The 21845-nt window shown below is 69.9% G+C and carries 17 protein-coding genes; 13 read left to right on the forward strand and 4 right to left on the reverse strand.

Features of this window, described 5'->3' with window-relative positions:
- Positions 1-72 precede the first annotated feature (72 nt).
- Positions 73-669: a histidine phosphatase family protein gene (locus tag Q7L65_RS21365; protein WP_304724324.1), complete on the reverse strand. Its 597-nt coding sequence runs from the start codon at positions 667-669 to the stop codon at positions 73-75.
- A 38-nt stretch (positions 670-707) separates the two neighbouring features.
- The gene (locus Q7L65_RS21370; RefSeq protein WP_304724326.1) at positions 708-1295 is read right to left on the reverse strand and encodes a CAP domain-containing protein; all 588 of its coding nucleotides are present in this window, start codon (positions 1293-1295) and stop codon (positions 708-710) included.
- 91 nt (positions 1296-1386) lie between these two features.
- On the opposite strand from Q7L65_RS21370, the gene ligD reads away from it, so the two are divergent.
- The 9 genes from ligD to Q7L65_RS21415 all read left to right on the forward strand — a co-directional run bounded on the left by ligD (position 1387) and on the right by Q7L65_RS21415 (position 12598).
- The gene (ligD, locus tag Q7L65_RS21375) at positions 1387-3810 is read left to right on the forward strand and encodes a DNA ligase D (RefSeq protein WP_304724327.1); all 2424 of its coding nucleotides are present in this window, start codon (positions 1387-1389) and stop codon (positions 3808-3810) included.
- Between the two features lie 126 nt (positions 3811-3936).
- Entirely contained in the window at positions 3937-4227 is a 291-nt protein-coding gene (locus tag Q7L65_RS21380; protein WP_304724328.1) for a hypothetical protein, read from the forward strand.
- A 58-nt stretch (positions 4228-4285) separates the two neighbouring features.
- The gene (locus Q7L65_RS21385; RefSeq protein WP_304724330.1) at positions 4286-6361 is read left to right on the forward strand and encodes a diguanylate cyclase; all 2076 of its coding nucleotides are present in this window, start codon (positions 4286-4288) and stop codon (positions 6359-6361) included.
- Between the two features lie 206 nt (positions 6362-6567).
- Positions 6568-6771 carry a cold-shock protein gene (locus Q7L65_RS21390; protein WP_304724332.1) on the forward strand — a complete coding sequence of 68 codons (204 nt, stop codon included), beginning with the start codon at positions 6568-6570 and terminating at the stop codon, positions 6769-6771.
- A gap of 138 nt (positions 6772-6909) precedes the next feature.
- Entirely contained in the window at positions 6910-8778 is a 1869-nt protein-coding gene (locus Q7L65_RS21395; RefSeq protein ID WP_304724333.1) for a 2-oxoacid:acceptor oxidoreductase subunit alpha, read from the forward strand.
- A complete protein-coding gene (locus Q7L65_RS21400; RefSeq protein ID WP_304724334.1) occupies positions 8775-9818 on the forward strand; it encodes a 2-oxoacid:ferredoxin oxidoreductase subunit beta in 1044 nt (347 codons plus the stop codon). The genes Q7L65_RS21395 and Q7L65_RS21400 overlap by 4 nt, the downstream gene beginning before the upstream one ends.
- A 130-nt stretch (positions 9819-9948) precedes the next feature.
- The gene (locus Q7L65_RS21405; RefSeq protein WP_304724336.1) at positions 9949-10623 is read left to right on the forward strand and encodes a response regulator transcription factor; all 675 of its coding nucleotides are present in this window, start codon (positions 9949-9951) and stop codon (positions 10621-10623) included.
- The gene (locus Q7L65_RS21410; protein ID WP_304724338.1) at positions 10620-12134 is read left to right on the forward strand and encodes a cell wall metabolism sensor histidine kinase WalK; all 1515 of its coding nucleotides are present in this window, start codon (positions 10620-10622) and stop codon (positions 12132-12134) included. Before Q7L65_RS21405 ends, Q7L65_RS21410 begins: the two co-directional genes overlap by 4 nt.
- 110 nt (positions 12135-12244) lie before the next feature.
- Positions 12245-12598, forward strand: a complete 354-nt coding sequence (locus tag Q7L65_RS21415) for a hypothetical protein (RefSeq protein ID WP_304724339.1) — start codon at positions 12245-12247, stop codon at positions 12596-12598.
- Between the two features lie 474 nt (positions 12599-13072).
- On the opposite strand, the gene Q7L65_RS21420 is transcribed toward Q7L65_RS21415, so the two are convergent.
- Positions 13073-13579: a hypothetical protein gene (locus Q7L65_RS21420; RefSeq protein ID WP_304724341.1), complete on the reverse strand. Its 507-nt coding sequence runs from the start codon at positions 13577-13579 to the stop codon at positions 13073-13075.
- A gap of 478 nt (positions 13580-14057) precedes the next feature.
- Between Q7L65_RS21420 and Q7L65_RS21425 the strand changes: the two genes are divergently transcribed.
- The 3 genes from Q7L65_RS21425 to Q7L65_RS21435 all read left to right on the forward strand — a co-directional run bounded on the left by Q7L65_RS21425 (position 14058) and on the right by Q7L65_RS21435 (position 19799).
- Positions 14058-14582 (forward strand): hypothetical protein, encoded by a 525-nt coding sequence (locus Q7L65_RS21425; RefSeq protein ID WP_304724342.1) that lies wholly within the window; start codon positions 14058-14060, stop codon positions 14580-14582.
- Positions 14583-14737: 155 nt separating this feature from the next.
- Positions 14738-17071, forward strand: coding sequence for a hypothetical protein (locus Q7L65_RS21430; RefSeq protein ID WP_304724343.1), 2334 nt, complete (start codon positions 14738-14740; stop codon positions 17069-17071).
- 31 nt (positions 17072-17102) lie between these two features.
- Positions 17103-19799 carry a hypothetical protein gene (locus Q7L65_RS21435; protein ID WP_304724345.1) on the forward strand — a complete coding sequence of 899 codons (2697 nt, stop codon included), beginning with the start codon at positions 17103-17105 and terminating at the stop codon, positions 19797-19799.
- Between the two features lie 115 nt (positions 19800-19914).
- Here the strand turns inward: Q7L65_RS21435 and Q7L65_RS21440 are convergent, their stop codons facing one another.
- Complete coding sequence (locus Q7L65_RS21440; protein WP_304724346.1) at positions 19915-20259, reverse strand: rhodanese-like domain-containing protein; 345 nt, start codon at positions 20257-20259, stop codon at positions 19915-19917.
- Between the two features lie 182 nt (positions 20260-20441).
- On the opposite strand from Q7L65_RS21440, the gene Q7L65_RS21445 reads away from it, so the two are divergent.
- Positions 20442-21842: a D-arabinono-1,4-lactone oxidase gene (locus tag Q7L65_RS21445; protein ID WP_304724348.1), complete on the forward strand. Its 1401-nt coding sequence runs from the start codon at positions 20442-20444 to the stop codon at positions 21840-21842.
- Positions 21843-21845: the final 3 nt, after the last annotated feature.

Below are 21845 nucleotides of genomic sequence, written 5' to 3' on the forward strand. Positions count from 1 at the left end.
CACCACCCAGTACGGCTCACCGCGCCGAACGGATCGCTCACGCCGTCACGGCCACCGCTCTGCCGGCGCGTGTCAGGCGGGGGTGGGGAGGTGGCCGACGTCGTTCCACAGGCGCAGGGCGGGGACCTCGCGTTCGGCGCCGATGACGGAGATGCTGGTCGGGTCGAGCACGAGATGGCGGCCGGCGTTCGGATCCAGCTCCAGCGCGACCGAGGCGAAGGTGCGCAGCAGATGGCTGTGGGCGACGACGAGGACCGGTCCGTCGGCGGCGCGGGCGCGCGCGAGGGCGCGCGTGCAGCGGGCCGCGACCTCGGCGATCGTCTCGCCGTCAGGGCAGCCGTCGCGCCAGAGGTCCCAGCCGGGCCGTCGCTCACGGATCTCGACGGTCGTGAGGCCCTCGTAGTCGCCGTAGTCGACCTCGACCAGGTCGTCGTCGAGTTCGAGTCGGTCGCCGAAGCCGGCCAGCTCGGCGGTCCGCCGCGCGCGCTGCAGCGGGCTGGAGAGGACGAGCGCGAAACCGACGTGGCTCAGCGCCGGCGCGACCGTCGCGGCCTGCCGCTCGCCATGCGGCGTCAGCGGGATGTCGGTGCGGCCCGTGTGGCGGCGGGTCAGCGACCACTCGGTCTCGCCGTGGCGGACGAGCCAGAGATCGTTCGGAGTCGTGGCCATGGCGGTCGAAGATACCCGCGCCGGGGCGCGGGCGTCGGCTACGAGTGCTGCCCGAAGTCGGTCGTGTACGTCGCGCCCGGCTGACCCTCTTCGTCGTGCAGCGGCACGCCGGGGACGATCCCTATCCCGATCTCGCGAAAGCGCGGGTTGAGGATGTTGGCGCGGTGGCCGGGGCTGTCCATCCACGCCTTCACGAGCGCGCCCGGCTGCGCCAGGTCGAGCGTGCCCCAGCCGATGTTCTCGCCGAGCGTCCAGCTGGCGCCCTTCGGCACGTAGCGGGTCGCCAGCATGCGCTGGAACGGCGTGCGCCCGTCCTGCGACTCGTGCTCGAAGTACTGGCGCTTGACCATGTCCTGCGAGTGCGCGCGCGCTGCCCGGCCCAGCTTCGGGTCGAGCTGCAGCGGCTTCATCCCGCGCTGCGAGCGCTCGCGGTTGAGCAGGCAGAGCGTCGCGTCGGTCGCCTTCTCCAGCGTCGCCCCGGTGACGTCGACGTCGGCCGCCGCGCATGCCGCGGTCGAGGTCGTCGCGCGGCTGGCTCTGTGGCCGGCGCCGTGCGCTGCGGCGGGGAGGGCGAAGACCGAGACGATCAGGAGGCAGAGGAGCGAAAGGAGACGGTGGCGGCGCATGCCCACCCATCGGCGCGCAGCCGCTGCACCGCTCGTCACGGCCTCTGTCTTGGACGTATGTCGGACGGCGCGCAAGGGGTACGGTGGCGCCATGCCCCGCAGACGCGACCGGCTCGTCGACTACCGCGACAAGCGCGACTTCGCCGCGACCGCCGAGCCGCGCGGGGAGGGGGGAGCTCGCGCCGGCGAATCCCCTCGCTTCGTGATCCAGCAGCACGACGCGACCCGACTGCACTGGGACCTGCGGCTGGAGACCGACGGCGTGCTCGCCTCGTGGGCGCTCCCGCGCGGGATCCCGCTCGACCCCGGCGACGACCGCATCGCCGTGCGCACCGAGGACCATCCGCTCGAGTACCTCGACTTCCACGGCACGATCCCCGCGGGCAGCTATGGCGCCGGCACGATGGGGATCTTCGACCACGGCACGTACGAGACGCACGAGCTGACCGCCAGAAAGGTCGAGGTGACGCTTCACGGCGAGCGCGTCGAGGGGCGCTACGGCCTCTTCCCGATCGGCCGCGCGACGCCGAGACCGAAGTCGAAGGCGAACGCAGAGGCGAGCGACGGCCCCCAGGGCGAGTGGATGATCCACCGGATGGATCCGCCGCAGGACCCGCGGCGCGCGCCGCTGCCGGAGAGCCTGCTGCCGATGCTCGCGAAGGCCGGCGAGCTGCCGCCGCACGCCGAGGACGCGCGCTGGGGCCACGAGGTCAAGTGGGACGGGATCCGCGCGCTGCTGTGGGTCGACCACGGCCAGGTGCGGATCGAGAGCCGCACGCAGAAGGAGATCACCGCCCGCTACCCGGAGGTCCGGCCGATCGGCCGCGCGTTGGCGGCGCGCGGCGCCTACGAGGTGCTGCTCGACGGCGAGCTGGTCGCGCTCGACGAGCACGGCAAGCCGAGCTTCGAGCGGCTGCAGGGGCGCATGAACGCCGGCAGCGAGGCGTCGATCAGACGGGCCGTGCGCGGTCACCCGGTCACGTACGTGATCTTCGACCTGCTGCACCGCGACGGCCGCTCGCTGCTGGACGTTCCCTACGCAGAGCGGCGCGCGCAGCTGGAGGCGCTGGAGCTGGGCGGCGGCGACGCCTGGCGCGTGCCCAGCTACCACCGCGGCAACGGCGCGGCGCTGCTGGCGGCGACGCGCGAGCAGGGGCTGGAGGGGATCGTCGCCAAGCGCCTGGACAGCCGCTACGAGCCCGGCCGTCGCAGCGGCGCCTGGCGCAAGCTGCGCAACCGCCTGCGCCAGGAGCTGGTGATCGGCGGCTGGCTGGAGGGCGAGGGCAACCGCGAGCAGCGGATCGGCGCGCTGCTGGTCGGCGACCGCGAGCAGCCGGGCGCGCCGCTCAGGTACGCCGGCCGCGTCGGCAGCGGTCTCAGCGAGGCGCAGCTCGACGACCTGCTGCAGCGGCTGCGCGCGATCGAGCGCAGAACCCGCCCGTTCGCGAGGTCGACGACCAGATCGAGATCGGCGTCGGCGACGATCCCGCGCGGAGCGCACTGGGTCGAGCCGCTGCTGGTCGCCGACGTCGAGTACACCGAGCGCACGCAGGAGGGGCTGCTGCGCCAGCCGGTCTTCAAGGGCCTGCGCGACGACAAGCCGCCGCAGGAGGTCGTGCGCGAGCGCGCCGACCTGCGCGGGCAGAGATTCTCCAACTGGGACAAGGTCCTGTACCCGGCGAGCGGCTTCGCGAAGGGCGACCTGATCGAGTACTACGTCGCGATCGCGCCGACGCTGCTGCCGCACCTGCAGGATCGCCCGGTGACGCTGCGCCGCTGGCCCGACGGCGTGGAGGGTAGAACCTTCTACGAGAAGAACTCGCCGTCGCACCGTCCCGAGTGGGTCCAGACCGCCTCGATCTACAGCCGCAGCGAGCGCAGACGGCTCAACTACACGCTCGTGCAGGACCCCGCGACGCTGGCGTGGACGGCGAACCTCGCGGCGATCGAGCTGCACCCGTCGCTGTCGCTCGCGCGCGACATGGACCACCCGACCGCCGTCGTCTTCGACCTCGACCCGGGCGACGGCGCCGGCCTGGCGCAGTGCGCCGAGGTCGCGCTGCTGCTGGAAGGGCTCTTCAGCCAGCTGAGACTGCGCAGCGTCGTCAAGACGTCGGGCTCCAAGGGCCTGCAGGTCTACGTGCCGCTCGGCGAGCACGCCGCGACCTACGAGCAGACGAAGCCGTTCGCGCGGCGGATCGCGGAGCTGCTGGAGCGGCGGCTGCCCGACCTCGTCGTCTCGCGCATGACCAAGCGGCTGCGCGTCGGCAAGGTGCTCGTCGACTGGAGCCAGAACGACGTCCACAAGACGACGGTCGCGGTCTACTCCGTGCGCGCGCGGGAGCGGCCGACCGTCTCGACGCCGCTGGCGTGGGAGGAGCTGCGCGAGGCGCACGCCGCCGGCGCCGCCGAGCGGCTCGCGTTCGAGCCGTCCGACGTGCTGCGGCGCGTCGCCGAGCAGGGCGACCTGTTCGCGCCGATGCTGGGATCGGCGCAGCGGCTGCCGCGGTTGTGAGGCTGCCCTGCCCGCCGCGGTCATCGGCCGGACCGGTCGGACCCGCGGCCGCTGCCGGCCGCACGCCGCTGCGCGCGCAAGTCGCCTAGGATGCTGCGAGCTCGCCGCCGCGCCTGCTTCTCGACCATGGATCCAGTCACCCTTCGCAACCGCCTCCTCGTCGCCACCGGCATGTGGCGAGAGGTCACCGGCACCCCGCTGCCGAGAGTGCCGCCCGGGAAGCCGGAGCAGCAGGTCGAGGCCTTCGAGCTGCTGCTGGTGGACAAGCTGTGGCAGAGCGCAACGCCCGAGAACGCGCGCGAGATCGCCGACCGCACGTGGGATCTGGTGCACGACCGGCCTGACAGAGACCCGGTCCGCAGACGCGTCGTCGAGTGCCACGAGGCGCTCGCGCGCATGTCCCGCCTCGGCGACTGAACTGAACGTTCGTCCAGGTCGCATGTGATCCCGGCATGCAACGGCCGAGGATCTAAGAGTGCCCTACCTCGTCGACGACGCCGATCCGATCGTGTTCGAGCGCCTTGCGCGCGTCGCCGCACGTGCGCTCGCGGCGCCGGCCGCGCTGATCGCCCTGCGCTGCGCGCGGGGTTCGGTGGCCGCCGACGGCAGGACGCCCGAGCACGTGCTCGCCGCCGGCTGCGGCCTGCCGCTCTCGCGCACGCGCGGCGACCGGCTGGAGGAGGCGCTGCTGCACGCCGCCGCGGATGCGCTCGACGCGCCGCTCGCGATCGCCGACGTGCGCGCGCTGCCACGGCTGCGCGAAGGCGAGATCGTCGGCGAGCTGGGCGCCGTCGCCTGCATAGCCGCCCCGCTGCTCAGCCGCGACGGCGCCGTCCTGGGCGCGATCTGCGTCTACGACGTGCGCCCGCGCGCGTGGGGCGACGAGGAGCGCGCGTCGCTGCACGATCTCGCCGGTGTCGCCGCGCACGAGCACGAGCGCACGCTCGACATACGCGAGCGGATGGCGCTGCGGCACGTCGCGACGGCCGTCGCGCACGGTGCCGACCCCGCTGCCGTGCACGCGCTCGTCGCCGCCGAGGCGGCGCGCGCGTTCGGGGCGGAGGCGGGCGCGGTCGTGCACTACGAGGACGAGCGTCACGCGCGCGTGACGGGCACGTGGGCGCGCGACGGCGCCGACCCGCTGCCGCTCGAGGGCCTGCTGCCGCTCGACGACGGCGGGATCGCGGCGGCGCTGAAGCGTGGCCTGCCGACGCGCGCCGACGGCGGCCCCAACCACCGCCCGTTCCGCTTCCGTGCCGGCGCGCCGATCGGCGGCGACCAGAACGTCTGGGGCTTCGTCGCGGTGCTGTCGAGCACGACGCCGTTCGCGGCCGAGGTCGAGCATCGCCTCGCCGACTTCGCCGAGCTGGTCGCGGCCGCGAACACGAACTCGGCGGCGCGCGCCGCGCTCGCCGCGCAGGCGACGACCGACCCGCTCACCGGCCTTGCCAACCAGCGCGCGTTTCAGGAGCGGCTGAAGGGGGAGGCCGAGCGCGCCCGTCGCCATGGTCGCAACCTCGGCCTCGCGCTGATCGACCTCGACGGCTTCAAGCTCGTCAACGACACATGGGGCCACCAGGTCGGCGACGACGTGCTGGTGGCGGTCGCGCGTCGCGCCGGCGCGACGATCCGCGCCGGCGAGCTGCTCGCGCGCCTGGGCGGCGACGAGCTGGCGCTGCTGCTGCCGGAGGCCGACGCCGACGAGACCTACGCCGCGGCCGAGCGGATCCGCCAGCTGGTCGGCCACGAGCCGATCGGCGCCGCCGGCTCGATAACGGTCTCCGTCGGCGTCAGCGACCTCAAGCTCGGCGACGACGGCGAGGGGATGGTGCGCACCGCCGACGACGCGCTCTACTGGGCCAAGGCGCAGGGCCGCAACGTCGTCGCGCGCTACGTGCCGGAGCTGCTGCACGAGCTCGGCTCCGAGCAGCGCGCCGAGCGCGTCGCCCGGCGCCAGGCGCTGATGGGGATCGGCGCGCTGGCGCGCGCGGTCGACGCGAAGGACCCCGAGAGCCAGCGCCACTCCGAGCGCGTCGCGGACCTGGTCGTGAAGCTGGCGCGCGCCGCCGGCTGGCCGCCGCAGCGGCTCGCGCTGCTGCGCGAAGCCGCGCTCGTGCACGACGTCGGCAAGATCGGCGTGCCGGAGGCGATCCTGGCCGCGGGCATCCGCACGCCGGAGGAGGCGACGCAGCTGCGCGAGCACGCGCGGCTCGGCGCGGAGATCGCGACGGAGGTGCTGACGCCCGAGCAGGTCGCGTGGATCCGCTCCCACCACGAGCGGCCCGACGGCACCGGCTACCCGGACGGTTTGAGCGGCGAGACGATCCCGCCGGGCGCCCGTCTGATCGCCGTCGCCGACGCGTGGGACGCGATGACGAGCCAGAGCAGGCACCGCACGCCGATCTCGCCCGAGGCGGCGCTGACGGAGTGCCGCGCGGGCGCCGGCACCCAGTTTTCGGCCGAGGCCGTCGCGGCGTTGGAGCGCGTGCTCGCCGCCGGTGAGCTGGCGCCGGCCTGGGCGGCGACTTCGGCGATCTCGCTGGGGGCGTGAAGTCCCAGCAAACATGGTCGATTGCGACCGGTTGCGTGTGACATGTTGAGCTTGTGCAGCAAGGGGTGGCACAGGCGTGTTGGTCCTGCTACGTTCTGCGCCGTAAGGCCGGCCACAGCGTCGGCGACAAAAGCAGTGCGACGCACGCGGGTTCGTTGGGGACAACATCCTCCGCGCATGCAGCACGAACGCAGTGGAGGGCACACGTGGCGACCGGAACCGTGAAGTGGTTCAGCGACGAGAAGGGCTTCGGCTTCATCACTCCTGATGAAGGCAGTAGGGACCTCTTCGTCCACCACACCGGCATCAACAGCGACGGCTACCGCTCGCTCGCTGAGGGCTCCAAGGTCTCCTACGACGAGGAGCAGGGCGACAAGGGGCCCAAGGCGGTCAACGTCTCCGCCATCTGATTCGCACCCGCGATCGCACGCCGAAGGCCTCCGCCAGGGGGCCTTCCGTGTTTAAGCCGCGGGCGCGCCGCTACGCTCATCGAACGCCCTATGCGTACAATGGGGTAAATCCTGATCGACTTAGGGGTATCTGACGCGGTGAGCAAGACGGTTGAAGAGCGCGAGCGGGTCGTCGTCCGGTTCGCGGGTGACTCCGGCGACGGTATGCAGCTGGCCGGCGGTCGCTTCACGGACGCGACGGCGGTGCTCGGCAACGATCTTGCGACGCTGCCGGACTTCCCTGCCGAGATCCGCGCGCCCGCGGGCACGATCCCGGGCGTCTCGGCATTCCAGATCCATTTCGCCTCGCGTGACATCCTCACGCCGGGCGATGCGCCCAACGTGCTGGTGGCGATGAACCCCGCCGCGCTGAAGGCGAACATCCCGTCGCTGCCGCGTGGCGCGACGATCATCGTCAACGAGGACGCGTTCTCCAGACGCAACCTGGAGAAGGCCGGCTATCCGGTCAGCCCGCTCGAGGATGATTCGCTGGCCGAGTTCACCGTCCATCGCGTACCGATGACGACGCTGACCGCGCGCGCGTCGGAGGCGCTGGAAGGCGTCGGCACGCGTGACGCGGGCCGCGCCAAGAACCTCTTCGCGCTCGGCCTCCTGTCGTGGCTCTACGACCGTCCGACCGACGTGACCGAGCGCTGGATCGAGGGCAAGTTCGCCTCCAAGCCGGCCGCGAAGGCGGCCAATCTCGCCGCGTTCAGAGCCGGTTGGTCGTTCGGCGAGACGACCGAGATGCTCGACGTGCAGTACCGGATCCTGCCGGCGACCGACGTCGATCCCGGCACCTACCGGCAGATCAACGGCACCTCGGCGACCGCGCTGGGCCTGCTCGCCGGAAGCGTGCGGTCGAGATTGCCGCTGCTGCTGGCGTCGTATCCGATCACGCCGGCGTCGGAGATCCTGCACGAGCTGTCCAAGCACGAGGGCCTCGGTGTGCGCACGGTGCAGGCCGAGGACGAGATCGCTGCGGCCGGCGTCGCGTTGGGCGCCGCGTTCGGCGGCCACCTCGGGATCACCTCGACCTCCGGGCCGGGCATGGACCTGAAGGCGGAGACGATCGGCCTGGCGCTGATGCTGGAGCTGCCGATGGTGATCGTCGACGTGCAGCGGGCCGGGCCCTCGACGGGGCTCCCGACCAAGACGGAGCAGTCGGACCTGCTGATGGCGATGTACGGCCGTCACGGCGACGCGCCGCTGCCGATCATCGCGGCGCAGACGCCGGGCGACTGCTTCAGAGCGGCGTTCGAGGCGGTCCAGACCGCGATCGAGCGGCGCACCCCGGTGATCCTGCTGACGGACGGCTTCCTCGCGAACTCCTCGGAGCCGTGGCGGATCCCGTCGCTCGACGAGCTGCCCGAGATCGATGCGGGCTTTGCTCAGGCTCCACCTGAGGGTGAGGCTTTTCTTCCGTACGCCCGTGACGAGCGCGGTGTGCGGCCGTGGGCGCCGCCCGGCACGCCTGGCCTGGAGCACCGCATCGGCGGCATCGAGAAGCAGGACGGCACGGGCAACATCTCCTACGACCCCGCCAACCACGCGACGATGACGCGGTTGCGGCGCGAGAAGGTCGAGAAGATCGCCCGCGACCTGCCGCTGCTGGAGGTCGACGAGGATGAGGGCGCCGAGGTGCTGATCCTCGGCTGGGGCTCGACGTACGGGTCGATCCGCGCCGGCGTGCGCCGCGTGCGCGACAGAGGGCTGAAGGTCGCTCGCGCGCACCTGCGCTACATGAGCCCGATGCCGGAGAACCTCGGCGAGGTGCTGCGCGCCTACCCGAAGGTGCTGATCCCGGAGATGAACACGGGTCAGCTCGTCAAGCTGCTGCGCGCGGAGTACCTCGTCGACTGCAAGCCGTACACGAAGATCACCGGCCAGCCGTTGTTCGCGGCCGAGCTGGAGGAAGCGATCGTGGAGCTGATCGAGGCTCCGATCCTGTCGGAGGTCACCGGATGAGCGCCACCCTGCACGTCAACGGCAACGGCGGGACGCCGAGACTGACCAAGGCGGACTTCCAGTCCGACCAGGAGACGCGCTGGTGCCCGGGCTGCGGCGACTACGCGATCCTCAACGCGGTCCAGACGCTGATGCCGGACCTCGGCATCCCGACGGAGCGGACCGTCTTCGTGACGGGGATCGGCTGCGCCGGGCGTTTCTCGTACTACATGGACACGTACGGGATGCACAGCATCCACGGGCGCGCGACCACGATCGCGACGGGCCTGGCGACGACGCGCGAGGATCTCTCGATCTGGGTCGTCTCCGGCGACGGCGACGCGCTCTCGATCGGCGGCAACCACCTGATCCACGCGCTGCGGCGCAACGTGCCGGTGAAGATCCTGCTGTTCAACAACCAGATCTACGGGTTGACGAAGGGGCAGGCGTCGCCGACCTCCGAGCGCGGCAAGATCACGAAGTCGACCCCGTTCGGCTCGCACGATCGGCCGTTCAACCCGATCGCGCTGGCGCTCGGCGCCGAGGCGACGTTCGTCGCGCGCACGCTGGACCGCGACAGAAAGCACATGACCGAGGTGCTGCGCCAGGCCGCCGAGCACAGAGGCGCGTCGCTGGTCGAGATCTACCAGAACTGCCCGGTCTTCAACGACGGCGCCTTCTTCAACCTGACCGAGAAGGACACGAAGGTCCAGATGCAGATCCGGCTCGAGCACGGCGAGCCGATCGTGTTCGGGCCCGAGGGCGCGCGGCACGGCGTCGCGCGCGCCGACGACGGCGGCCTGGAGATCGTCGAGGCGGTCGGCAACGAGCAGCGGCTGCTGGTGCACGACCAGCACCGCGAGGACCCGTCGCTGGCGTTCGCGCTCGCGCGCCTCGCCGACCGGCCGACCGAGCCGACCCCGATCGGCGTCTTCCGCCAGGTGCAGCGCCCGATCCACGGCGCCGCCGCCAGCCAGAACCCCGACCGCCAGGTCGGCGACGTCAGCGCGCTGGAGCACCTGCTCCACGCGGGCGACACCTGGACGATCCAGGGCGCGTGAGATCGGCCTAGCGGCCACCGCCGTGCGCGCAGCGTATGACGGGAGCGCGAACCGCGAGTTCCCGGTCGGTAGCGAGGCTCAGCGGGTCTCCGTGGAACTCGCAGTGCGAAGCACGGCGTAGGATGGATGCATGCGGATCCTGGTGATCGAGGACGAGACCGCGATCGCCGACTTCGTCCAGCGCGGCCTGCAGGCTGAGGGCTACGCCGTCAGCGTCGCCGGGGACGGCATCGAAGGCGAGCAGCGCGCGCTGCACGACGACGTCGACCTGGTCGTCCTCGACGTCATGCTGCCGGGCCGCGACGGACTCGCCGTGCTGGCCTCGATCCGTCGCGTCAAGCCCGAGCTGCCGGTCGTGATGCTGAGCGCGCGCGCGGCCGTCGACGACCGCGTCGCGGGCCTCGACGGCGGCGCGACCGACTACGTCACGAAGCCGTTCTCGTTCGACGAGCTGGCCGCCCGCGTGCGCGCGCACCTGCGCAGGCCGCGCCAGCGGGACGCCACGACGCTGTCGGCCGCGGGGATCGAGCTGGACCTGCTCGGCCGCACCGTCAGACGCGACGGCGTCGAGCTGCGGCTGTCCGCGCGCGAGTTCGACCTGCTCGCCTACTTCCTGCGCCATCCCGACCAGGCGCTGTCGCGCCAGCAGATCCTCAGCGCCGTGTGGGGCTACGACTTCGACCCCGGCACGAACGTCGTCGAGGTCTACATCCGCTACCTGCGGCGTAAACTCGAACTGCCCGGGCGGCCAGCGCCGATCGACACGCTGCGATCGGTCGGGTACCGGCTCACGACACGGCCATGAGCGTGCGCGGGGCCAGCGGCAGCGGTTCGCCCTGGCGCTGGCTGCGCGGCCTGCGAGCACGCCTCGCGTTGTCGATCTCGCTGATCCTCGTCGTCACGCTCGGGACCGCGTTCGTCGCGACCTACCGCGGCACCGGCACGCAGGTCCGCAACCAGATCGACGACGACCTGCGCACCGACGCGCAGGCGGTCGACCAGCGGCTCGGCTACGACGTCAGACCGAGAGCGCTCGGCGAGGCCGCCGACGCCTACCTGCAGGACCGCTTCTCCTTCGGCGCCTCCGCGCGCCTCTACCTGATCAAGATCCGCGGCGGCGGCGACGTCTCGAACCTGTCGGAGCTGAACCCGGCCGAGGGCGACCAGCGCGTCGGCAGAGACGTGCTCGGGCCGCGCCGCGAGAGCGACGAGGCGCGCGCGCTGCGCACCGCGAAGCTCGGCTTCTCGACCGTGCGCGTCAACGACGAGCCGCTGCGGCTCTACTTCATCAGCGCGCGGCGCGCCGGCAGAGAGGTCGCGCTGATCGGCGTGGGAGAGTCGGCGGCGTCGGTCGGGCGCGCGCAGAGCGGCGTCGCGCGGACGTTCCTCGTCGCCGGCACGGTCACGCTGCTGGCCGCGATCGCGCTCGGGTTCGTGCTCGCCTCGCGGCTGTCGCGGCCGCTGCGCAGAATGGCCAGTACCGCGGCCGAGGTGACGGCCGGCGACCTGTCGCAGCGGATCGGCTCCAGACGCCCGCGCGACGAGGTGCGCGTGCTGTCGGACGCGTTCGACTCGATGCTCGACCGGCTCGAGAACGCCTTCGCGCGCCAGCGCGGCTTCGTCGCCGACGCCTCGCACGAGCTGCGCACGCCGCTGACCGTGATCCGCGGCCAGCTGGAGGTGCTGGCGCGCCAGAGAGACGTGTCGCGGGAGGACGTGCGCCACGTCGACGAGGTCGTCAGGACCGAGGTGCTGCGGATGGAGCGCCTCGTCGAGGACCTGCTGCTGCTGGCGCGCGCCGACGAGGGCGAGCTGGTGCGCGCGCACTCGCTCGACCTCGCGCCGTTCGTGGAGGAGCTGTTCGACTCGCTGACGCTGACGGCCGACCGCCGCTTCGAGCTCGGCAGACTCCCGCAGGGCCGCCTGATCGCCGACGAGGACCGGATCGCCCAGGTCGTGCGCAACCTCGCCCGCAACGCGGTCGAGCACACCGGCCCCGGCGGTCTCGTGCGGCTGACGGTCAAGCCGATCGGCCGCAACCGCGTCGAGCTGGCGATCGAGGACGACGGTCCCGGCATCCCCGCCGAGCAGCGCGACCGCGTCTTCGACCGCTTCCACCGCACCGACAGCGCCCGCGCCCGCCGCACCGGCGGGGCAGGACTGGGCTTGGCGATCGCGAGGGCGATCGTCGAGGCGCACGGCGGTCGCATCTCCGCTGGGACCTCGCCCGAGGGCGGCGCGCGGGTCGCGTTCGAGCTGCCCGGCTTCAGGGCGGCGGGGAGGCGGGCGGGGCGGGAGCCGTCGGCGCGCACGTAGCGATCTCCGGGTTACTGCTGAATTAGACAAGCGCGAACAAGCCCGATAATTCCGCACGTGCTGTGTGCGACTTGTGACGCCAATGGCGGTCGCATGCGTGGTGCGGAATCGTGGGTCTAGGCTACGCATGCCCGGACATCACGGTTAGGTTTGCCGTCATCGACTACGAGAGTAGGGAGGACAGGCCCGCAACAGGTGGGCACGGCCTTGTCGTCGCGCTACTGGCAGCGTCGATCGCCGTCATGGGTGGATCCGCCGTTGCCGCCGGCTCCGAACCTCTACCTATCGTCCTGGACGGATACTCTCGATCCGAGGGGACGCTGACTGGCTCAGTCGCGAACGGAAGCGGCGCGATCACCACAAGCGAGACTGTCCCGCTCGTCACGAACCTCCATGCGAGAACCTGCCTCAGCACGGATGCCATCATGCTGAGAATCGCGATGGCTGCGGCTATGAGCTGGTGAATGGACGAAATTGTGGAGGCGACGGTCGCCGACGAGACCCTCGACGCTCGTCGGACATGCCTCCGCCACAAAGCCCGCGCGTGGCGTCGTCGAGACACTGTACGCGCGCTGACGCTGGGGGGCCGGACCCGCGCCGACTGCCGTCCGATGGCTAAGAACACCCCGGTCGTAGCGCAATCTTCGGATTCATACTCAATTGGGATCCTGTCCGCGCCTATGCATGATGCATGCGGACTAGCTTGCAGTCGTCGCAGCAGGCGTGGTACGGTTGAACAAGTTGGGGGTCGCGCAATAATCTAGTCGCAAGATTGGCCTGCGCGTTCAAAATGGGCCTATGGGTTTCCGGACGCGGAAGCGCTCTCTGTATGAGCACGGCGAAACAAGCTGTCCGCAGGGTCCGTGCGCTACCGCGCGACGCCCGACGTAGTTGGACACCGCGGTGATGGTCGTAGTGCACAACACAATAGAGAGGTCTTATCTCATGAAGGTCTTCAAGCGTGGCCTGATCGTGGCCGCGATGGCGGCTGCGTCGTTTGCCGCACTGGGTGGTTCGGCTTCGGCTGCCATCAGCCCCGACCCGTACAGCTTCAGAACCACGGATGGCGGCGCGTTCACATCGAGAACGATTCTCGGCACCTCGAACTGCAGACTGTCTGCCCTCACTGGAACGCTCGTCGGCAACGCGAACGGCGCTTCGGGCTCCGTCACGGGCGTGACGATCAGTGGTTGCTCTGGCGCCATCACGAGCGCAAGAGCGCTAACGCCGATTACGGTTGACATAAACAGAGGCGTTGTCAGAGTCAACGTCGGCATCCTAATCACCAACATTCTCGGCGGCGCGTGCCTATACTCGGGCACCCTGACGGGGACGATCGCCAACGGCGCGAGCAGCATAACGGCCAGCAACCCGGCCATCGGGCCGGCCACGACCCTAAGCGGCACCTGCACCAGAACCGCTGATGCTAACCTGACGGTTAACACGGGCGCGAGTATAACCTGGTAGCTTTCTGAAGCATCTGCAGTAAGTTATACTTGGAGGCCGCGTCTTCGGACGCGGCCTCTTTGGTTGGGGCAACGACGCAGCTGGCGATGGGCGCGCTCCACCCGGCTAACGGCGCCTATGGCCTTGAGTTGGACGTAAGGCGGCGCAGCAACGAGGGGCTGCGTCGGACGGCGGGGCCTTTTCTATCTTTTCCGAACCACGAAAAGAGCAATGTAATAGTAGATTGATATTGCGAGTTTGAGAGCATCGTGCTAGGCTTGCCTTGTCGGAGCGCTGGGGAAAGGGTCGCGAGGTCCTTACGCGTTTGATGCGGGTCACCAGCTCGCGTTGATAGTCATTTGCGTCTGCAGCGCTGGTGGTCGTGGATCGCCTTCTGATTCACGCGCTCGCCGTCGCTCCGGTGTTGTGCGTCGCCGCGGTGATTGTCGTAGCTAACACACTACTGGAAGGTCTTTCATGAAGATGCTCTTGCGCGGTCTCTTTGCGACCGCGATGCTCGTCGCGTCGATCGCTCTGATGGGTGGGTCGGCGTCGGCCTCGATCACGCCGGATCCGTACAGCTTCGGCGCTTCGGATGGCGGTGCGTTCACATCGAGAACGATCCTCGGCACGTCCACTTGCAGAGTGTCGGGTCTTACCGGCACGCTGAGAGGCACCACTACCGGCGCCGAGGGGTCTGTGACGGCGGCGACGATCAGTGGATGCTCCGGCGCCATCGTGAACGGCAGAATACTACCGCCGATTGTGATTAGAATAATAAACGGAACTGTGCTAATTGCGGTAAATGTCCTAATTAGAAACATCCTCGGAGGCGAATGCCTATACTCTGGCCTATTGACGGGGACGATCATCAGAGGTGCCAGCAGCATAACCGCCACGAATCCGGCGCTTCCTCTCCTTATCGAGCTAGTGAGAACCTGCACGAGAACTGCCGACGTGACGCTCACGATCAATACCGGCGCGAGAATAAGCTGGCTGTAGTGTCGTAGCGAAACCTGCCGACGGGCGGATTCGCCTGTCGGGCTAGGCGTGATGGGGCCGCGTCATCGGCGCGGCCCCATGTGCGCGCGGTCGGAGCGGAGCGGGGTGGGGCTCTGCTCGGCCGGTGGTCGGCGCATCTCAGGGAACGTTCGCATTTGTATCTGGCCAGCTTGCGCGTGTACTCTTGGGACACAGGTGTTTACCATACGTCGGGCGGCGGGATGCGCGGTCGAGTTGAAGGCGCGCCGGCGCTCTGTGTCGCGAGGAGAGGGAAGAGGATGAGGGCACGAAAAGCCCGTCGGCATGTCGCCGCGGCTGTCGTTGGAATTGGGCTCGGCGTGGTCGCTGCGGGCTCGCCGGCGCTTGCGGCCGGCCGCGCGTTCGAGCTGGTCACGCCAGTGGGGAGCGATCCCGACGTCAGATTGGGCGGTGGCGCAGCCACCCCAGACGGGGACATCGTTTGCTTCAACACGGAGAGAGCGATCGCGGGCTCGACTCCGAACGGCCTCGTGACGGCAGACGACGGCTTCTGCTCCAGACGCACACCGTCGGGCTGGACCACGACTTGGGTGACCGGTCCGACCCCCGTCGAGCCGCTGGGAGGGCGCGGCGGTCAGGTCTACTTCGTCTCCCCGGACGGCTCGCGCGTGGTGTTCGCTTCGGACCTGGGGATCTATCCCGACTACCGCGGTGCTGAGCCTGGCCAGGGAACGGCCAGCGGCACCCTGAGCGCATTCATGTGGGACGGTGGCGCGTCGCCGCGCTGGCTTGCGCCGACTGCGAACCCTTTGCCCGAGAGACGGTCGCCGGTCGAGCCGGCGGTGTCGCTCGAGCGCGAGGCGGTCGCGGTCTCCAGAGACCTTTCGCACGGGATCTTCGTCAGCAGCCTCGGCCTCGTTCCGCAGGACACGAACGACACACTCGACGTCTACGAGTGGACGCCCGAGGGGATACGGCTCGTGTCGCGCGATCAAGCGGGCGACGCTGTCGGTGGATTCCCCGCGTTGGGGACGGACGCAGAACAGACGTTGGCGGAGCCCGGTTCGGTGTCGGCGGACGGATCGCGGATCTTCTTCGAGCACACCGGCTCGTCGCTTGCGGGATCCCCGGCTGGCGTCAAGAGTGTCTTTCTGCGCGAAGGCGACGACCTGACGCTTGTCTCGCCTCGTCGCGGTCCGGGCCCGGCGATGGACGTCACCTTCGCGGGGGCGACCGAAGATGGCTCGACCGTGTACCTCACGACCGAGGAGCAGTTGACGAACGACGCCAAGAGAGCTGGAGCCGCGCTCTATAGCTATGACGTCGCAAGCGATCAGCTCACGCTGTTGGCGACCGATGACAGCGACACGGGCGTTTACTTCCTCGGCAGTTCCGCCGACGGATCGACCGTCGTCTATCGATCGGGGCTCGCTCAGCTTTTCGTGCTCCGAGACGGCCAGGCCAGATCACTCGGAAACCTTGACTTCACCGACACGGTCCCGCTTCTGGACTCAGGCGCTTCGTCGCGCAGCGACAAGCGTGCGATGCGCATCTCAGCCGACGGAAGCGTGATCGTCTTCGCGTCGACCGCCGCGCTGGACGACTCGCCAGGCGGCGTGAGACAGATCTTCCGCTGGACCCCTGCGGAGGGTCTGAGACGCATCTCCAGAGATGCCGCCGACACGCCCCCTGTGACCGCCGCCGGGTTCGGTAACTATTCGACCGTCCTCCCAGGCTTCACGCGTCAGTCCACGCTCAACACGATGCGCTTCCGGCCGAATCTGGGGCGGGGTATGAGCGACGATGGCAGCCGCGTCTTCTTCGAGACGGCAGATCCGCTCGTGGACTCCGACATCAACGGCTTCATCGACGTGTACGAGTGGCACAACGGCACCGTGTCGCTGGTCTCGCCGGGCACGCAGCGAGCGGACGCTTTCTACCACGACAACTCTGCAGACGGCACCACGGTCTTCTTCACCACCGAAGCTCAGATCATCCCGGAGTCTGATCGCAACACCTCGCGAGACCTCTACGCAGCACGAGAGGGCGGCGGCTTCGCACTGCCGGAGCCAGCGCCGAGATGCGAGGGCGACGTCTGCCAGGGTTCCGTCACGGCGCCCCCGGTGTCGACCCTCCCGAGCAGCAGCACGTTTGAGGGACCCGGCGACACCACCGATCCCGCGCCGCTCGTCCCCCGCCACACCGTCGCGAGACTCACCGCTGCCCAGCGCGGCGTGTTCGCGCGCAGAGGCCGCACGGTCCTGCGCGTCAGAGCGAACGAGAAGGGCATCGTGACGGCGACGGTGACCGCAAGAATCGGTCGCCGCACAGTCGTCGTCGCTCGCTCGATGCGGGTCGCTCGCAGCGGCTCGACGGCGAGCTTGCCGTTGACGCTCTCGAGAAGAGCAAGAACGGTGCTCAGAACCAAGAGGAGACTGCGTCTCGTGATCAGCGTTTCGTACTCGGAGTCGGAGACGACCATCCGTCAGGTGGTGGTGCTCCGTGGCTAGTCGCAGCGCAACATCGACTGACCGCGGTGGGGTGAGGCATCTGCTCGCCCGCGCGGCGCTGTTGCTGGGAGTCGGCGTCGCGATGATGGCGGCTGGTACCGCTGCGGCCGTCGCCGACGGCCCGCAGCACCTCGATCCCGAGCAGTTCGCGATCGAGTCGTTCACGACCGCCTCGAGCGACATGAGCGCCGGTGGGCACCCCGACGTCAGCACGGTGATCAGGCTCAAGTCGGACGTCGTCGGTCCCGAAGCCCTCCCTTACGGACGTGCCAGAAGGATCGAGGTCGACCTGCCCGCCGGCTTGGTCGGTAACCCGACGGGTTTCCCAGCGTGCACGCTGAGAGACTTTAACGCCTTTTTCGCAACGGACGGGTGTCGTCCGGAGACGCAGGTCGGCATCGCGACTGTCACGGCCGTAGGTCTCGGCCTCACACCCAACACGCCGATCTTCAACCTCGAGCACGGTCCGGATGAACCGGTGCTGCTGGGGATGAAGGTCGACCCGACCCTGTATGCGTTCATTCGTGTGCAGGTCCGTCCGGACGGCGGTCTGACCGCGGTCGTCGACGAGATCCCTGTCGGCCACCCGATAGTCGAGACCGATCTCACCCTGTGGGGGGTGCCGGCCGACCACAACGGAAGCGGCGCGCAGCGGGTTCCCTTCATGACGGGGCCGACGGAATGCGACACGATTCCGACGACGAACGTGCGCGCGTACTCCTACGAGGGCAAGACGTCCACGGCGGTCGACGCGCTCGACACGCCGCCGGAACGCTGTGGCGCCGTTCCGTTCAAGCCGACGATGACAGCAGAGCCGACTTCGCGGGCAGCAGCTGGCCCGACCGGCCTGGACGTTCGGATCGACGTTCCGCAGAACCAGCTGCCCGATGGCCGTGCGGCCGCGCACGTCAAGCAGGTGCAGATCTCCCTGCCCGAGGGCATGAAGGTCTCGCCGTCGTCAGCGAACGGTCTCGGTGCCTGCGCGCCGGGCGAGTTCGGCTACCAGACCAACAGCGAGATCACCTGCCCGGACTCGTCGAAGATCGGCTCTGTGTCGATCAAGACACCCTTGCTGACCGATTCGCTGCACGGCTCGGTGTACCTCGCTAAGCAGAACGACAATCCGTTCAATTCGCTCTTGGCCATGTACATCGTCGCCGAGGGCAGCGGTGTCACGATAAAGCTGGCCGGCCGCGTTGATCCGGATCCGGTCTCAGGCCGTCTGACAGCGACGTTCGACAACAACCCGCAGCTGCCGTTCGAGACACTCGACCTGCAGCTGAAGAGCGGGCCGCGCGCGCCGCTGACGAATCCGCAGATCTGCGGCACATATCAGTCGCTGACGACGATCACGTCGTGGGCGAGACAGACGGTCACGGGCAGCACGCCGATGACGATCGACCAGGACTGCCAGCCGGTCGGATTCAGCCCGGCGTTCAACGCGGGCACGGTCAACCCCGTCGGTGGCGGCTCATCGACGTTCTCGCTCACGTTCGCGCGTGGCGACCACGACCAGGAGCTGCGCGACATCACCGTCGACATGCCCACGGGCTTGACGGGCAAAATCGCCAGCGCGGATCTGTGCCCCGATGCGATCGCCACCGCGGGTGACTGCGGCGAGGGCTCGAAGATCGGCACGGTGACGACGGCCGCCGGCCCCGGCTCCAACCCGTTCTATCTGCCTGGCCGGGCGTACATCACCGGGCCGTACAAGGGCGCGCCGTTCGGTCTCTCGTTCGTCGTGCCGGCGGTCGCCGGTCCGTTCGACCTCGGCACGGTCGTGGTGCGGGCGGCGATCTTCGTCGACCAGCGCGACGCCTCGTTGCGAGTCGTGTCGGACCCGCTGCCGCGGATCCTGCAGGGCATCCCGCTGCAGATCCGGTCGGTCAACGTGGCGGTTGACAAGCCCGGCTTCATGATCAACCCGACGAGCTGCGCGGTGAAGGACGTGCTCGGCCGGATCACCTCCCAGCTGGGCGCGGGTGCTGACGTCAAGTCGCGCTTCCAGGTCGGCGACTGTGGTCGCCTGCCGGTGAGGCCGAAGATGCTGCTCGAGGTCGGGGCCAGAGGCAAGACGGCCAGACAGACGCGCACGCCGTTCACGGCGACGCTGACGCAGACCCCGGGCCAGAGCGGCCTGAGATCGGTCGAGGTGACGCTGCCGAAGACGCTCAACTCGCGGCTGGACGTCGTGAACCGCAGAAGAGCGTGCTCGATCGACCAGTTCAACGCCGACAGATGCCCGATGGTCGTCGGTCGCGGCACGGCGGTCACGCCGTTGCTGCGCGATCCGCTCGCCGGGCCGGCGTACTTCGTCTACAACCCGGCCCGCAGACTGCCGGACCTCGTCGTGCGTCTGAGAGGTCAGGTCGCGATCGACCTCGTCGGCAAGGTCACGATCACGAGAGATCTGCGCCTGCAGACGACGTTCGACACCGTCCCCGACGTGCCCGTCACGAAGTTCAGACTGGCGCTCGAGAGCGGTCCGACGAACGGCCCGATCGGCGTCGTGCGCGACCTCTGCAGAAGCGAAGGCAGAAACGGCAGAGCCAGCCTCGCGTTCATCGGCCACAACGGCAGACGTCTCGACGTCACCCAGAAGCTCCGCATCAAGGGCTGTGGGCCGGCGAGAAGAGCCGCGTCGAGAAGGAGCCAGCAGAAGAAGCGCCAGAAGAAGCAGCAAGAAGAGCGTCAGCGCCAAGCGCTGACGGACGGCCGGAGCTGCTGAGTCGCCGCGCGCGGCGACTCAGCAGGGCAGCGACCCGGGGCGGGCGGGCGAGAGCCGCCCGCCCGGTTGCGTTCTGGCAGCGCGCGGTACGGCCGAGTGACCGGCCGGTCGAGGATCAGTGGTCGGCGACGGTGCCGGCGGGATCCGACAGCGGGAGACCCTCATCGACCCAGGCGACGATGCCGCCGGTCATGTTGCGCGCGTCCCAGCCGGAGGCGCGGAAGGCGTCGGTCGCCATCGCGGAGCGGCCGCCGACGCGGCAGTAGAAGACGACCGGGCGGCTCTGGTCGAGCTGCTCGGCGTTGGCCAGCAGATCTCCCAGCGGGATGTGGCGGGCGCCTGCGATCGCGCCTGCATCGTGCTCGTAGGGCTCGCGCACGTCGACCAACTGGACCGCGTCGCCGTCCTCGGCGATCAGCGCGTTGACCTCGGTAGGCGAGTGCTCGGTTGGGCTGGACATGGGGTGGAGGATAGTCGTGGGCGCGATGAAGGCGCCGGCCCTCCGCGGGTGGCGGCTGCGCCGCTGATCAGCGCCTCGCGCAGGCGGGCAGCGGCAATCGGCAGATCGCTCCGCGACGCAGGCGCGGCGGCAGCGCAGATGACTCGCGCGCGGGGGTGTTGCCGCGGGGTACGCTGCCGTGCATGTGGCGCAACTGGGCGGGCGACGAGAGCTGCCGGCCGAGCGCGATCGAGCGCCCGGGGTCCGTCGGCGAGGTCGCGGCGGCGCTGGAGCGGGCCGCAGAAGCCGGGCAGCGGGTCCGCGTCGCCGGCTCCGGGCATTCCTTCACCGACGTCGCGTGCAGCGACGGGCGGCTGCTGACGCTGGAGCGGATGGACCGCGTGCTCGACGTCGACCGGGCCGGACGGCGCGTACGGGTCGAGGCCGGGATCACGCTGCGGGCGCTCAACGCCGCGCTCGCCGCACACGGGCTCGCGCTGGAGAATCTCGGCGACGTCGACGCGCAGACGGTAGCGGGCGCGATCTCGACCGCGACCCACGGGACCGGCGCGCGGCTGCCGAACCTGTCGGCACAGGTCGAGGCGCTGGAGCTGGTGCTCGCGGACGGGAGCACGCTGGAGTGCGCGGCGGGAGCCGCCGCGCCCGCCGCCTCCGTCGTCGACCGTCGCCGGGCTGGCGAGGGCGGGTCGGTGGCAGGCCATGACGAGGCGACCGAGACCTACCTCGCCGCTCGCGTCGGGATCGGCAGCCTCGGCGTCGTCACCGGCGTGACGCTGCGCTGCGTGTCGGCGTTCACGCTGCACGGCGTCGACGCGCCCGCGCCGCTGGATCAGACGCTGGACGCACTCGACGAGCTGGGCGCGGCCAACGACCACTTCGAGTTCTACGTCTTCCCGCACACGCGCACGGCGCTGACGCGCACGAACAACCGCGTCGAGGGGCCGCCGCGGCCGCGCGCGCGGGCACGCGCGTGGGTGGACGACGTGCTGCTGACCAACCACGCCTTCCACGCGGTCTGCGCCGCCGGTCGTGCTGCGCCGCCGCTGATCCCGGCGTTGAACCGCTTCGCCGCGCGCGTCGCCGGTCGCAGCGAGAAGATCGATCGCAGCGACCGCGTCTTCGCGACCAGACGGCTCGTGCCCTTCACCGAGATGGAATACGCGCTGCCGCGCGAGCACACCGCGGCCGCCGTGCGGCGGATCCTCGCGCTGATCGAGGAGCGCGGCTTCCGCGTCCCGTTTCCGCTCGAGGTCCGTCTCGTCGCGCCCGACGACGCGCTCCTGAGCCCGGTCCACGGCCGCGCGAGCGGCTACATCGCCGTCCACATGTTCCGGGGGATGGAGTGGCGGCCGTACTTCCGCGCGGTCGAGCAGCTGATGGACGAGTACGGCGGTCGTCCGCACTGGGGCAAGCGTCACTTCCAGACCGCGGCGACGCTGCGCGCTCGCTACCCCGCCTGGGACCGCTTCCAGGCCGTCCGAGGGCGGTTGGACCCCGACGGGCGGTTCGGCAACGCCTACACGGACCGCGTGTTTGGGACGATGCCGGGATGGCCCGCGCGGCCGGCGATCACAGCGGCATAGATA

The sequence above is a fragment of the Conexibacter sp. CPCC 206217 genome (assembly GCF_030646165.1).
In the GTDB taxonomy this organism is placed as follows: Bacteria; Actinomycetota; Thermoleophilia; order Solirubrobacterales; family Solirubrobacteraceae; genus Conexibacter.

What these genes read in the sequence shown, in the direction of transcription:
- Q7L65_RS21440 (WP_304724346.1), bottom strand. Translation starts at nt 20,259, where the DNA reads ATGTCCAGCCCAACCGAGCACTCGCCTACCGAGGTCAACGCGCTGATC.
- Q7L65_RS21400 (WP_304724334.1), top strand. Translation starts at nt 8,775, where the DNA reads ATGAGCGCCACCCTGCACGTCAACGGCAACGGCGGGACGCCGAGACTG.
- Q7L65_RS21425 (WP_304724342.1), top strand. Translation starts at nt 14,058, where the DNA reads ATGAAGATGCTCTTGCGCGGTCTCTTTGCGACCGCGATGCTCGTCGCG.
- Q7L65_RS21365 (WP_304724324.1), bottom strand. Translation starts at nt 669, where the DNA reads ATGGCCACGACTCCGAACGATCTCTGGCTCGTCCGCCACGGCGAGACC.
- Q7L65_RS21370 (WP_304724326.1), bottom strand. Translation starts at nt 1,295, where the DNA reads ATGCGCCGCCACCGTCTCCTTTCGCTCCTCTGCCTCCTGATCGTCTCG.
- Q7L65_RS21445 (WP_304724348.1), top strand. Translation starts at nt 20,442, where the DNA reads ATGTGGCGCAACTGGGCGGGCGACGAGAGCTGCCGGCCGAGCGCGATC.
- Q7L65_RS21410 (WP_304724338.1), top strand. Translation starts at nt 10,620, where the DNA reads ATGAGCGTGCGCGGGGCCAGCGGCAGCGGTTCGCCCTGGCGCTGGCTG.
- Q7L65_RS21405 (WP_304724336.1), top strand. Translation starts at nt 9,949, where the DNA reads ATGCGGATCCTGGTGATCGAGGACGAGACCGCGATCGCCGACTTCGTC.
- ligD (WP_304724327.1), top strand. Translation starts at nt 1,387, where the DNA reads ATGCCCCGCAGACGCGACCGGCTCGTCGACTACCGCGACAAGCGCGAC.
- Q7L65_RS21380 (WP_304724328.1), top strand. Translation starts at nt 3,937, where the DNA reads ATGGATCCAGTCACCCTTCGCAACCGCCTCCTCGTCGCCACCGGCATG.